General features: G+C 74.1%; 12 protein-coding genes. 6 read left to right on the top strand and 6 right to left on the bottom strand.

The window, feature by feature from the left end; all coding sequences use genetic code 11:
* Positions 1–841: D-arabinono-1,4-lactone oxidase (locus CTKZ_RS04780; RefSeq protein WP_124341878.1), on the top strand; the 841-nt coding region annotated here is incomplete at its 5' end.
* Between the two features lie 146 nt (positions 842–987).
* Here the strand turns inward: CTKZ_RS04780 and CTKZ_RS04775 are convergent.
* Entirely contained in the window at positions 988–1,395 is a 408-nt protein-coding gene (locus CTKZ_RS04775) for an FKBP-type peptidyl-prolyl cis-trans isomerase (RefSeq protein WP_124341877.1), read from the bottom strand.
* Positions 1,396–1,509: 114 nt separating this feature from the next.
* Between CTKZ_RS04775 and CTKZ_RS04770 the strand changes: the two genes are divergently transcribed.
* Positions 1,510–2,352, top strand: coding sequence for an alpha/beta fold hydrolase (locus CTKZ_RS04770; protein ID WP_124341876.1), 843 nt, complete (start codon positions 1,510–1,512; stop codon positions 2,350–2,352).
* Positions 2,345–2,941: a TetR/AcrR family transcriptional regulator gene (locus CTKZ_RS04765; RefSeq protein ID WP_124341875.1), complete on the top strand. Its 597-nt coding sequence runs from the start codon at positions 2,345–2,347 to the stop codon at positions 2,939–2,941. The genes CTKZ_RS04770 and CTKZ_RS04765 overlap by 8 nt, the downstream gene beginning before the upstream one ends.
* 128 nt (positions 2,942–3,069) lie before the next feature.
* Here the strand turns inward: CTKZ_RS04765 and CTKZ_RS04760 are convergent, their stop codons facing one another.
* From CTKZ_RS04760 to CTKZ_RS04745, 4 genes are all read right to left on the bottom strand, one after another.
* Positions 3,070–4,761 carry an AMP-binding protein gene (locus CTKZ_RS04760; protein WP_124341874.1) on the bottom strand — a complete coding sequence of 564 codons (1,692 nt, stop codon included), beginning with the start codon at positions 4,759–4,761 and terminating at the stop codon, positions 3,070–3,072.
* Positions 4,762–4,877: 116 nt separating this feature from the next.
* A complete protein-coding gene (locus CTKZ_RS04755) occupies positions 4,878–5,912 on the bottom strand; it encodes an acetylxylan esterase (protein WP_124341873.1) in 1,035 nt (344 codons plus the stop codon).
* Between the two features lie 206 nt (positions 5,913–6,118).
* Positions 6,119–7,525, bottom strand: a complete 1,407-nt coding sequence (locus CTKZ_RS04750; RefSeq protein WP_124341872.1) for a cystathionine beta-synthase — start codon at positions 7,523–7,525, stop codon at positions 6,119–6,121.
* Positions 7,526–7,613: 88 nt separating this feature from the next.
* Positions 7,614–8,438 (bottom strand): Bax inhibitor-1/YccA family protein, encoded by an 825-nt coding sequence (locus CTKZ_RS04745; protein WP_124341871.1) that lies wholly within the window; start codon positions 8,436–8,438, stop codon positions 7,614–7,616.
* Positions 8,439–8,679: 241 nt separating this feature from the next.
* On the opposite strand from CTKZ_RS04745, the gene CTKZ_RS04740 reads away from it, so the two are divergent.
* The 3 genes from CTKZ_RS04740 to CTKZ_RS04730 all read left to right on the top strand — a co-directional run bounded on the left by CTKZ_RS04740 (position 8,680) and on the right by CTKZ_RS04730 (position 11,744).
* Positions 8,680–9,624, top strand: coding sequence for an ABC transporter ATP-binding protein (locus CTKZ_RS04740; RefSeq protein ID WP_124341870.1), 945 nt, complete (start codon positions 8,680–8,682; stop codon positions 9,622–9,624).
* Entirely contained in the window at positions 9,621–10,487 is an 867-nt protein-coding gene (locus tag CTKZ_RS04735; RefSeq protein WP_124341869.1) for an ABC transporter permease subunit, read from the top strand. The genes CTKZ_RS04740 and CTKZ_RS04735 overlap by 4 nt, the downstream gene beginning before the upstream one ends.
* Positions 10,488–10,637: 150 nt before the next feature.
* Positions 10,638–11,744, top strand: coding sequence for a serine hydrolase domain-containing protein (locus tag CTKZ_RS04730; protein WP_124341868.1), 1,107 nt, complete (start codon positions 10,638–10,640; stop codon positions 11,742–11,744).
* A gap of 2 nt (positions 11,745–11,746) precedes the next feature.
* On the opposite strand, the gene CTKZ_RS04725 is transcribed toward CTKZ_RS04730, so the two are convergent.
* Entirely contained in the window at positions 11,747–12,985 is a 1,239-nt protein-coding gene (locus CTKZ_RS04725) for an MFS transporter (RefSeq protein ID WP_124341867.1), read from the bottom strand.
* Positions 12,986–13,050: the final 65 nt, after the last annotated feature.

Genomic DNA, 13,050 nt, shown 5'->3' with positions numbered 1-13,050 from the left:
CGGGTCGCTGCGGCACGTCGCCCGTGGCGACGACGACTTCGCCGGGTCCGTCGTCGCGCTCGGTGCCCTCGGGGTGGCGGCCCGCGTGACGCTCGACGTCGAGCCGACGTTCCTCGTCGCGCAGGAGGTGCACGTCGACCTGCCGTGGGACGCGGTGCTGACCGACCTCGACGCGATCACGTCGAGCGCCGACTCCGTGAGCCTCTTCACCGACTGGACCGGCGACGCCGTGCAGCAGGTGTGGCGCAAGACGCGTGTCGGTGCGGACGGGTACGAGCGCCGGACCGAGCTGTTCGGCGCGGCGCCCGCCGACGGTCCGCGCCACCCCCTGCCGGGCATCGACCCCGTGAGCTGCACGCAGCAGCTCGGCGTCCCCGGCCCGTGGCACGAGCGGCTGCCGCACTTCCGCCTCGAGTTCACGCCGAGCAACGGTGACGAGCTGCAGTCCGAGTACCTCGTGCCGCGCGCGCACGCGGTCGACGCGCTCGCGGCCGTGCGCGGCCTCGCCGACGTCGTGTCGCCGCTGCTCCAGGTCAGCGAGGTCCGCACGATCGCCGCCGACGACCTGTGGTTGTCCACGGCCTACGGCGACGACCGGGTCGGGCTGCACTTCACGTGGAAGCCGCTCCAGCCGCAGGTCGAGGCGGTGCTCCCGACGCTCGAGTCCGCCCTCCAGCCGTTCGACGCGCGGCCGCACTGGGGCAAGCTGTTCGCCGACCCTGGCCGCGACCTGGCCCGCCTGTACCCCCGGTGGGACGACTTCGCCGCGTTGGTCGCGCGGACCGACCCGGACGGTAAGTTCCGCAACGACTTCATCGCGCGGCACGTGCTGCGCGGCTGACACGGTCGGGCCACGGCTGCCAGGGCTGCCACCGCTCGGGCACCGCTGACACCCGTCCGGGCACGACACGGCCCCCGTCGCTCGCTGGCGACGGGGGCCGTGTCGTGCTCGGCGACCGGCGCGTCAGCGGCCGGTGCGCGTCGACGTCAGCGGCTGGTGCCGACGATGTCGACGACGAAGACGAGCGTGTCGCCGCCCTTGATGCCGGCCTGCGGCACGCCACGGTCGCCGTAGCCGAGGTGCGACGGGATCGACAGGAGCACGCGCGAGCCGACCTGCTGGCCGACGAGGCCCTCGTCCCAGCCGGCGATGACCTGGCCGACGCCGATCCCGAACGAGATCGTCGAGCGGCGGTCGTACGAGTTGTCGAAGACGCCTCCCTGCCACGACTGGCCGAGGTAGTGCACCTCGATGTCGTCGCCGGCCTCGACCAGCTCGCCGTCGCCGCGCGACAGCACGACCACCTCGAGCTCGCCGGACGGCTGCGCGTCGGGGAACGTCAGCGTGGGCTTGTCGCCGAACGACCCCGAGACCTCGGGCAGCGCTGCGGACATGACGGAACTCCTTCGGTGGGTGACAGTGCCGGTCCATCGTGCCGCACCTCGCGGGGTGACGCGCTGCGCACACCCCCTTGCGGCGCGTTGGCTAATGGCATTAGCTTTGGCCGCATGACGACGACACAGCACCTCCGGCGCCCGTTCGGGCGGCTCGCCTACACCGTCGACGGCCCCACCGACGGGCCCCTCGTGGTGCTCGTGCCGGGCATGGGCGACCTGCGCTCGACCTGGGCCCCGGTCCTGCCGGAGCTCCACGCGCACGGCTACCGCACCGCGGCGCTCGACCTGCGCGGCCACGGCGAGACCGACCCCGTCGACCCCGAGGGTCATGGCGTCGAGGGGATCGCCGGCGACGCGCTCGCGCTCGCCGAGCACCTCGGCGCGACACCTCAGCGGCCCGCGGTCCTGGTCGGCAGCTCGGTCGGCGCCGGTGGTGTCGCACGCGCGGCCGCCGACCGCCCCGACCTCGTCGCGGGCGTCGCGCTGCTCGCCTACGCCGCCAACGACGGCGCCGCGCCGGGTGCCGTGCGCGCCCAGGTCCACGTCCTGCTCCGCCGCCCGTGGGGCCCTCGTGCCTGGGCGTGGTTCTACAGCACCCTCGTCAAGGCACCGGTCGACGTGCGGTCCCACCTCGACGCCCTGCGACGGGACCTCGCCCGGCCCGGTCACCTCGAGCAGCTCCGCACCCTCGCCCTGCGGCTGCTCGAGGGCCACGAGGACACGCGCCTCGCCGACGTCACCGTCCCCGTGCTCGCGATCACCGGCAGCGCGGACCCCGAGTCGAAGGACCCGGCGGCTACGCTGCGCGGCGTGGCCCAGACCGCACCCCACGTGACCCCCGTCCTGCTCGACGGTGTCGGGCACTACCCGCAGCACGAGGCACCCGCCGCCGTCGCCGAGCACCTCGTCGCGCTCGTGGACCGCGTCGCGGGCGGGGTGGACCGGCGTGCCTAGGGCGGGCCTCGACCGGTCGGCGGTCGTCGGGCTCGCGCTCGCGGTCCTCGACGAGTCCCCCGGCGGGCTCGCCGACCTCACGCTCGCCGCCGTCGCCGCGCGCGCCGGCGTCGCCGTGCCGAGCCTCTACAAGCACGTGGACGGCCTGCCCGGCCTGCGGCGCGACGTCGCGCGCGCGTGCGTCGAGGACTTCACGGAGACCCTCGACGAGGCGGCTCCGGCGGATGCCGAGCCGGAGCAGCGCCTGCGCGCGATGGCCGACGCCCTGCGCGACTACGCGCGTCGTCACCCCGGCCGCTACCGGGCCGTGCAGGTGGGCGGCTGGCCGCAGGACGCCGACGCGACCGCGGTGCAGGTGGCCGCGGCCCGGACCGTGTCGCTGATGTCGGAGACGGTCGCGGGGCTCGGTGTCCCGGCCGCACGGCACGTCGACGCGGTCCGCGCGGTGCGCGCCGCGCTGCACGGGTTCGTCGTGCTCGAGCTCGACGGCGGCTTCGGGATGCCCAACGACGTCGACGTCAGCTACCGCTACCTCGTCGACGGCCTCGTCCGCGGCCTGCTCGCGACGGCGGACACCCCCGTCGCCTGACCCGCTCGGGGTGGCACGCGCACGTCACGGCGGCCGGGACGTCAGGGGCGGCGCTCGCCGCGGACGCCGGTGTGGGCGTCGGCCCGGACGCACGACTCGCCGACGACCGCCCCTCACGGGTCGAGGGGTCAGGCGGCGCCGCCCGCGAGCACCTGCTCGCGCACGACCCGGCGCAGGACCTTGCCGACCTGCGAGCGCGGGAGCTCGGTGAGCACGACGAGCCGGCGCGGCAGCGCGTACCGGGCGAGCCGCTGCTCGCACCACGCGCGGACGGCCGCGAGGTCGACCCCGGACGCGTCGTCGGCCAGCACGACCGCGGCGACGACCGACTCGCCCATCGCGCCGCCCGGCACCCCGACGACCGCCACGTCGGCGATCCCCGGCATGCCGCGCAGGTGGTCCTCGACCTGCGACGGGTACACCTTGAAGCCGCCGGTGACGATCATCTCCTTCATGCGGTCGACCAGGACGACGCTGCCGTCGACGACCTGCACGACGTCACCGGTGCGCAGCCAGCCGCCGGGCAGGAGCTGCGCGGCGGTCTCGTCAGGGCGCTGCCAGTAGCCCTGGAACACCTGCGGCCCGCGGATCAGCAGCTCGCCGCCGGTGGCCGGGTCGACGTCGCGCGTCGGGTCCTCCTGGTCGACGACCCGCACCTCGGTGCTCGGGAACGGCAGGCCGAGCGTGCCGGGGCGACGCTCGGGCGTGAGCGGGTTGCCGAGCGCGACGGGCGACGTCTCCGTCATGCCGTACCCCTCGACGACGAGCCCGCCGGTCGCGGCCTCCCAGCGACGCGCGGTCTCGGCCGGGAGCGCCATGGCGCCGGAGATCGCGTGCGTGAACGACGTGAGGTCCGCACCCGCGGACTCGGCGGCCGTGACGAGCCGGTCGAGCATCGGCGGGACGGCGGGGAGGAACGTGCCGGGACGGCGGCGCTGCGCCGCGACCACCAGGGCGGGGTCGAACGACGGGAACACGACGAGCGTCGCGCCCACGCGCACCGCGTACGTGAGGCACAGCGTGAGGCCGAACGCGTGGAAGAACGGCAGGACGCCGTAGACGACCTCCGTGCCGGGTGCGACGCCGGTCCAGGCGTGCCCCTGGATCGCGTTCGCGACGAGGTTGCGGTGGCTGAGCACCGCGGCCTTGGGCGTCCCCGTCGTGCCGCCGGTGTACTGCAGGAGCGCGACGTCGTGCGCCTGGGGCTGCGGGGTCGCCGGGTCGAGCGGTCGCGCGCCGGCGACGAGGCGGTGCCAGGAGGGGATGTCGGCCGGGACGGGGCCCTGCATGGCGGCACGCGTCCGACGGGCCTTCGCGACGGGCAGTCGCAGCGCGAGCCGCTTGCGCCACGGGAGGTCGGCCGCGAGGTCGACGGCGACGACGGTGCGCACGTCGGTGCGGTCGCGTCCGGCGAGCACGGCCGGGACCGCCTTCTGCCAGACGAGCGCGACGACCGCGCCGGAGTCGGCGAGCTGGTGCGCGAGCTCGTCGGCCGTGTAGGTCGGGTTGTGCTCGACGACGACCGCCCCGACCCGCAGCGCGGCCTGGAACGCGACGACGTGCGCGGGGCAGTTGGGCAGCGCGAGCGCGACGCGGTCACCGGGGCGGACGCCGAGGTCGAGCAGCACCTGCGCGGCGCGCGCGACGCGGTCGGCGAGCGCGCGGTACGTCGTGGTGGCGCCGAGGAAGTCGAGCGCGACGCGGTCGGGCCAGGTCGCGGCGGCGCGGTCGAGGGCGGCGGTGAGCGGCTCGTCGGGGACGTCGACGTCCCGCGGGACCCCGCGGGGGAGGTCGAACGAGAGAGGCGGCGCGCTGTCCATCGCACGACCGTAACCTACGCAACCGTAAGTTACTAGTGCGTAACTTAGATGTCACCCGGTCCGGAGCCGGCGGCGACGCCCGTGCCATCCCGACGCGATGGGGCCGCGGACCCCTGTCAGCGGACTGTCGCGGTCTCCAACGCGGCACCCTCCGACGCGCACAGCACCGACGGGAGCCACCGCAGCTGGCGCTCGAGCTGGTGGGCCTGGCCGCCCTCGTGCTGGTTGAAGGTGTAGACCTCGATGTCCGTGCGCGGCCGGTCACCGGTCAGGCCCGCGTAGTGGTTGTACGCCGCGAACACCGTCGACGGCGGGCACGTCATGTCGCGCAGCGCGACCGAGAACAGCGCGGGCGCGGTCGCCCGTCGGGCCAGGTGCACGCCGTCGAAGTACGCCATCGTGCGGAACACGCGCTCCTCGGCGCCGCGGTGCACCGCGAGGTACTGGACGAGCTCGCCGTACGGGAACGCGTCGGTGATGTCGACCGCCCGGCGGTAGTGGCACAGGAACGGCACGTCCGGCATGGCCGCCGCGAGCCCGTCGGACAGTCCCGCGGCCGCGAGCGCGACGCCGCCGCCCTGGCTGATGCCCGCCACGGTCACGCGCCGCGGGTCGACGCCCGGCAGCGCCCGCACCGCGTCGACCGCACGCACCGCGTCCGTCATGAGCCGGCGGTAGTAGTGCTGCTCGGGGTCCTGGATGCCGCGCGTCATGACGCCCGGCGACGCCGGTCCGGAACCCGCCGGGTCGGGCGTGTGGCCGCCGTTGCCCCACGTCGAGCCCTGCCCGCGCGTGTCCATGACGACGTGCACGAAGCCCGCCGTCGCCCACGCGAGCCGCTCGTGCGCGAACCCGCGCCCGCCGCCGTAGCCGATGTACTCGACCACCGCGGGCAGCAGCTCGCCCGACTCCGCACTGCCCGCCGGGCGGGTCACCCACGCGCGCACCGGCTGGCCGTCGAAGCCCGCGAACGTCAGGTCGTCGACGTCGACCAGGCGCAGGCCCGCGTCGGTCCGCGTCACGTCGACCAGGACCTCGTGACGGCGGGCCTCGGCGAGCGTGGTCGCCCAGAAGTCGTCGAGGTCCGCGGGCTCGTCGAGCTCCGGGAGGTACCGCTCGAGCTCGGGCAGGGGCAGGTCGAACAGGGCCATCGTGCTCCTTCGGCGATGACGTGCGGACGCGCAGCGCGCCGCGGACGGCGCACGTCGGGACGCTACCCCGCCCGCGCCGACCTCAGGAAACCGCCTCCCGCCGAGACCGGCCGCCGACCCGGGCCTGGCGACCGGGACACGCCCCTGAGCGGTACCCAGACCCGGGTCGCCCCGTCGTCGCGGGAGGGCGGGGGCCGGGTGGCGCGTCAGCGGGCCAGGAAGCCCAAGAGGTCGTGGCGCGTGAGGACGCCGACAGGCTCGCCGTCGTCGACGACCATGAGCGCGTCCGCCTTCTGGAGGGCCTCGCGCGCGTCCTGCACGGACTCCCCCGACCCGATGAGCGGGAACGGCGCCGACATGTGCCGGTCGACCCGGTCGGACAGCGCCGCGGCCCCGGAGAAGACCGCGTCGAGCAGGTCGCGCTCGCTCACCGACCCGGCGACCTCGCCGACCTTGACGGGCGGCTCGGCCCCGACGACGGGCATCTGCGAGACGCCGTACTCGTGCAGGATCTCGATCGCGTCGCGCACGGTCTCGGTCGGGTGCGTGTGCACGAGCGACGGTAGCGAGCCCGTCTTGGTGCGCAGCACGTCGGCGACGGTCGCACCCTGGTCGTCGGCGAGGAACCCGTACGACCGCATCCACGAGTCGTTGAAGATCTTCGACAGGTAGCCGCGCCCGCTGTCCGGCAGGATCACGACGATCACGGCCCGTGCGGCGGCCTCGGGGTCGCGCTCCTGCAGCTCGCGGGCGTACCGCAGCGTCGCCTCGACGGCCATGCCGCACGAGCCGCCGACGAGCAGTCCCTCCTCGCGCGCGAGTCGCCGCGTCATCGCGAAGGAGTCGGCGTCGGACACCGCGATGATCTCGTCGGGGACGGTCGGGTCGTACGCGGCGGGCCAGAAGTCCTCCCCGACGCCCTCGACCAGGTAGGGCCGGCCGTCGCCGCCCGAGTAGACCGAGCCGGCCGGGTCGGCACCGATGACGACCACGCGACCGCCGTCGGCCTCGGACCGGTCCGCGGACACGTCGTGCAGGTAGCGGCCGGTGCCCGTGATCGTGCCGCCCGTGCCGACACCCGTGACGAGGTGCGTGACCCGCCCGTCGGTGTCGGCCCAGATCTCCGGGCCGGTCGACTCGTAGTGGCTCGCCGGGCCGTTCGGGTTCGCGTACTGGTTGGGCTTCCAGGCGCCCTCGATCTCGCGCGTGAGCCGGTCGGACACCGAGTAGTACGAGTCGGGGTGGTCCGGAGGCACCGCGGTGGGCGTGACGACGACCTCGGCGCCGTACGCGCGGAGCACGTCGCGCTTGTCCTGGCTCACCTTGTCGGGGCACACGAACACGCACCGGTAGCCCTTGCGCTGCGCGACCAGCGCGAGCCCGACCCCCGTGTTGCCGGAGGTCGGCTCGACGATCGTGCCGCCCGGGCGCAGCGCACCGGTCGCCTCGGCGGCCTCGACCATCTTGAGCGCGATCCGGTCCTTCACGGACCCGCCGGGGTTCATGTACTCGACCTTCGCCAGGATCGTGGCGCTCAGGCCCGCGGTGACCGACGACAGCCGGACGAGCGGCGTGCCGCCGACCAGCTCGGAGATGTGCTCGGCGTACTTCACCGACACGACGTTACCGGCCGGTAGCGCAGGAGGTGCGCTACCGGCCGGTGAGGTCGTGCGAGGGGTCGTCGCGGGCGACGGCCCGGGATCAGTCTCCGCGCAGGATCGCGAGCAGGCGGAGCAGCTCGAGGTAGAGCCACACCAGCGTGACGACCAGGCCGAACGCGGCCGACCACGCGAGCTTGCGGGGGGCGCCCATCTCGACGCCGCGCTTGATCGAGTCGAAGTCGACGATGAGGCTCGCCGCCGCGAGGCCGACGGCCACGAGGCCGACGACGATCCCGAGCGGGCCGCTGCGGAGCGGGCCGAACTCGCCGCCGCCGACGTTGAAGATCATGAGGACGACGTTGACCAGCGAGAAGACGAGGTAGCCGACGAGCGCGACGATCAGCCAGCGCGTGAACTTCGGCGTGACCCGGACCCGGCCCGAGCGGAACAGGAACAGCGACGCGGCGAACACCGCGAACGTCGCCAGCACGGCCTGCACGACGAGGCCCGGCGAGCGCTGCTCGAAGTACAGGCTGATGCCGCCGAGGAACACGCCCTGCGCGACGGCGTACAGCGAGATGAGGACCGGGCTGGGCTCGCGCTTGAACGCGTTGACCAGGCCGAGCACCAGGCCGACGACCGCGCCCACGACCCACAGGCCGGGCACGAGCGTCCACGTGACCGCGGCGCTCACCACGAGGAGCGCGAACAGGCCCGCCGTCTTGATGATGACGTCGTCGTAGGTGAGGCGTCCGGTGTCACGCGCGGTCGCGGACGGCGCCTCGTACATCTTGTCGAGCGTCACCGCGTCGATCGTCTGGGTCGCCATGGCGCCGTTGCCGGCACCTGCCTGGGCGCGGGCGCGGTTGCGCCGGTCGTTCGGGTCCCCGAAGACGGGACTGTTGCTGAAGACGGGGTTGCTCATGGCGTCCTCCGGGACGGCTTGGGCAGGCGGTCGGTCACTGTCGGACGCGCCGAGATCGGGCGTCCATCGTACGGAACGCCGCAGGAGCCCGGATCGTTCCAAGGGAGGAGGAGGGCGATCTCCCTGATGCGACCTCAGGGTGACCCTGACCTCGATCTCAGGTCTTCTGACGGATGACCTGCGCGTCTGCACGGGCCTAGGGTCGATCACGGCCACAACGCTCCCGACTTGAGGAAAGACGATGATCGAGGCACAGGGCCTGACGAAGAGATACGGCAGCAAGACCGCGGTGAACGACATCTCGTTCACGGTCCAGCCCGGCAAGGTGACGGGCTTCCTGGGCCCGAACGGTGCGGGCAAGTCGACGACGATGCGCATGATCGTGGGCCTCGACCGCCCGACGCACGGCACGGTGACGGTCAACGGCCGCCCGTACGCGCAGCACCGGTCGCCGCTCACCGAGGTGGGCGCGCTGCTCGAGGCGAAGGCCGTCCACACGGGCCGCTCGGCGCGCAACCACCTGCGGGCGCTCGCGGCGACGCACGGCATCCCCGAGAAGCGCGTGACCGAGGTCGTCGCGATGACCGGCCTCGACGGCGTCGCCAGGCGGCGCGTCGGCGGCTTCTCGCTCGGCATGGGCCAGCGCCTCGGCATCGCGGCCGCCCTGCTCGGCGACCCGCGCACCCTCATCCTCGACGAGCCCGTCAACGGCCTCGACCCCGAGGGCGTGCTGTGGGTCCGCAACCTCGTCAAGTACCTCGCCTCCGAGGGGCGGACGGTCTTCCTGTCGTCGCACCTCATGAGCGAGATGGCGCTCACGGCCGACCACCTCGTCGTCATCGGCAAGGGGCGGATCATCGCCGACGGTCCGGTGTCCGACGTCGTCGCCCGCGCGACGCGCTCGACCGTCCGGGTCCGCTCGCCGCAGGCGACGCAGCTCGCACAGCTCCTCGCCGGTCCCGAGGTCACCGTCAACCCCGTCGAGCCGGGTGTGCTCGAGGTGCTGGGGGCGACGTCGGAGGGCGTCGGCGAGACCGCGGCCGCCGCGCGCATCGTCCTGCACGAGCTCACGCCCGTGACCGGCTCGCTCGAGGACGCGTACATGAGCCTCACGCAGGACGCCGTCGAGTACCACTCCGCCACCGTGCCCGGCACGGCCACGACCGCCCAGGAGCAGTCCGCATGAGCACCGCGACCCTGTCCCCCACCGCGCCGGCCAAGGCGCCGTCGGCGAGCCCGTACCGGGTGACGTTCGGGCACCTGCTGCGCGCCGAGTGGATCAAGCTCTGGACGGTCCGCTCGACCATCTGGACGCTCGCGATGACCGTCGTCGTGATGGTCGGCCTGGTCGCCGCCGTCGCGGGCGTCATGTCGACGCAGATCGACGACGCGCCCACGGGTGCCGAGGCGGTCGACCTCGGCCTGACGCCGTTCCTGCCGGCCGTGCAGATGGCGTCGATCGCGGTCGTCGTGCTCGGCGTGCTCGCGATCTCCGGCGAGTACACGACGGGCATGATCCGGTCGAGCGTCGCCGCGGCCCCGCGCCGCACGCCCGTGCTGTGGTCGAAGCTCGCGGTGCTGACCGCGACGATCCTCGTCGTCGCGGCCGTCGCGGTCGCGCTCGGCTACGCGGTCGCGTACCTCTTCCTGTCGCGCATCGACCTGGCGCCCGAGCTGTCCGACCCGCAGGTCCTGCGGGTCCTCGGAGGGTGCGCGCTGTACCTCGCGACGATCGCGGCGTTCGCGTTCGCGATCGGTGCGCTGCTGCGCCACTCGGCCGCGGCGCTCGCGACGATCCTGGCGCTGCTGCTCGTCGTCGAGAACGTCGTCGCGGCCATCCCGTGGGAGCCGCTGCAGTACGTGAGCCCGTTCCTGCCGGCCACCGCGGGGTCGAAGATCACGCAGACCGACATGACGGTCGACATGGTCAACTCGATGTCCGAGCACGGCGCGAACCTCACCGCGTGGCAGGGCTACGGCGTCCTCGTGGCCTGGGTGGTCGTGCTGCTCGGCGTGGCCGCGGTGCTCATGAAGCGACGCGACGTCTGACGTCCTCACGGCCGGTCGTCGCCTCCTCGCGACGACCGGCCGTCCCACGCACTGGCGCACCACCGTCATCGAGCCCCGGCTCGATCCAGCGGTGGCGCGCCCGTCGCGTCCCCGCCCCACACCCGCAGCCCTCGACCGGAGGACCGTCCGATGACCGAGGCGCTCGCCGTGCCGACCGCGGACGGCCCCGTGCCGACCGCCGTCGTCGTGGCCGCCGTCGTGCTCGTGCTCATGGCCGTCGTGACGGCGCTCGCGGCGCGGGCACGGCGCCCGGTGCTCGCGGCCGGGATGACGGGCGACGTCGCGCTGGCCGCGGCGGTGCGTGACGCCCTGCCGGGTGTGCGGACGCACCGCCTCGCGGTCGCGCTCGTGGAGGACGGACGCGTGACGTTCGCGGGGTTCGGCGCCGACGAGCGGACGGTGTTCGAGGTCGGCTCGGTGTCGAAGGCGATGACCGGGTTGCTGCTGGCCGATGCGGTCGACCGCGGCGAGGTGACGCTCGACGACCGGCTCGGCGACCACCTCGATCTCGGCGGCGGCGACGTGGCGGGCGTGCGGCTCGGCGACGCGGCGGCGCACGCGGGCCGCCTCCCCCGGCTGCCCGTCGACCCGGGTCTGCTGGTGCGTGGCACCTGGGCGTCGGTGGCGGGCCGCAACCCGTACGACGGCGTCGACGTCGCGGCGCTGCTCACGGCCGCCGCCCGCACCCCGCTCGCCACGACCGCCACGCCGCAGTACTCCAACCTCGGGGCTGCGCTCGTCGGTCAGGCCCTCGCCGCGCGCGCGGGCACGACCTACGCGCAGCTGCTGGCCGACCGCCTCACGGGCCCGCTCGGGATGACGGCGACCACGGCGCCCGCCGCGGCGCACGCCGACGACCTGATGCAGCCCGGGACGAGTCGCCGCGGCCGGCCGCAGGAGCCGTGGACCATGGACGGCTTCGCACCCGCCGGCGGCGTGCGGTCGACGACGGCCGACCTCGCGGTGCTGCTGACGGCGCTGCTCGACGGTGCGGCACCGAGCACGTGGGCGCTCGACCCGCGCGCCGAGCTGGACGCGACCGAGCGGGTCGGCCTGTTCTGGCTGACCCGCTCGACCGAGGTCGGCACGACGACGTGGCACAACGGCATGACGGGCGGGTTCGCGTCGTTCGTCGGCCTGGACCGCGCCGCGCGGCGCGGCGTCGTCGTGCTGTCCGACGTGGCGTCGAGCGTCGACGCGGTCGGCACGCGGCTCCTGGCCGGCGAGCGCGTGTGAGGTCAGACGACCTCGCCCAGCGCCTCCTCGGGCGTCCGCTCGACGGCGCGCGCGCCGCGGTCCCAGCGCTGCCACAGCACGCGCTCCCCGACGCTGCGTGCCATGACGTGCCCGGTGACGAGGAACGCGACGACGCCCACGCCGAGCACGCCGACGCCGACCCAGAACGGCGAGGTCGGGCTCGCGTGCTCCGCGAGCAGCCCGGCGACGACCGGCGCAGGGGCGGCGAAGCCCCAGCGGACCAGGTTGAACGCGCCGGTCGTGACGCGGCGGTCGGGCGAGCCGGTCGCGAGCGCGAGGTCGGTGAGGTTGGCGTTGGCGACGCCCATCGCGACGCCCGCGACGACGAGCACGGCGACGGACTGCGCGGTGCCGCCGGACGTGGCGAGGCCGACGAGCGCGACGAGCAGGACGACGACGGCGAGCCCGACGGTCTGCACCGCGCCGAGGCGGTGCGCGAGCCGGTGCCCGACGACGAGGATGCCGACCGCGAGGCCGATGCCCCACGCGGTGAAGACGAGCCCGAGCGGGACGACGTCGAGGCCGAGGAACACGGGCGTGTAGCCGAGGACGACGAAGAACACGAAGTTGTAGGTGGCGGTGACGACGCACAGCGCGACGAACGCGGGGCGGCGGAACGGCGTGAACACCTCGCGGAGGCGCAGCGGCGCGGGCGGCTCGGCGGGGTCCTTGAGCCGGGTCACCGAGAGCGTGAGCGCCACGAGCATGAAGAGGCCGCACAGCAGGAACGGCACGCGCCACGAGATCTGGCCGAGCAGCCCGCCCAGCAGCGGGCCCACGGCGAAGCCGAGTCCGACGCACGTCTCGAAGAGCTCGACGACCCACTCGCGGTCCTGCGCGAGGGACACGAGCAGCACCATGGCGGTCGCGAAGAACATCGCGTTGCCGAGGCCCCACAGGCCGCGCAGCGCGGCCAGGGCGCCGATCCCGCCGGTCAGCGACGCGGCGACGGCGGCGACCGCGACGACGCTCACGCCCGTCGCGAGGATCTTCTTGTAGCCGAACTTCCCCGTGAGCAGCACGGCGGGGATCATGCCGAGGGCCATGACGGCGATGTACGCGGTGAACAGGAGCTCGACCTGCCAGGTCGTGGCTCCCATCGCGGCGCCGATGGCGGGCAGGATCGGGTCGACGATCGCGATGCCGGCGATCGCGAAGAACGCGGTGAGGGCGGTGGCGTAGATGGCGGTGCGGTGCGGTTCGTGGTGGCGGGAGGCCATGCGGATCCTCGGGTAGACGAGCGTCGGTGGGATTATCTGTATCATACATCTATCTAGTGAAGGAG

This window comes from Cellulomonas algicola (assembly GCF_003851725.1).
In the GTDB taxonomy this organism is placed as follows: Bacteria; Actinomycetota; Actinomycetes; order Actinomycetales; family Cellulomonadaceae; genus Cellulomonas; species Cellulomonas algicola.
The sequence above is the reverse complement of the archived record's forward strand: the minus strand, read 5'-3'. Positions and strand labels throughout refer to the sequence as shown.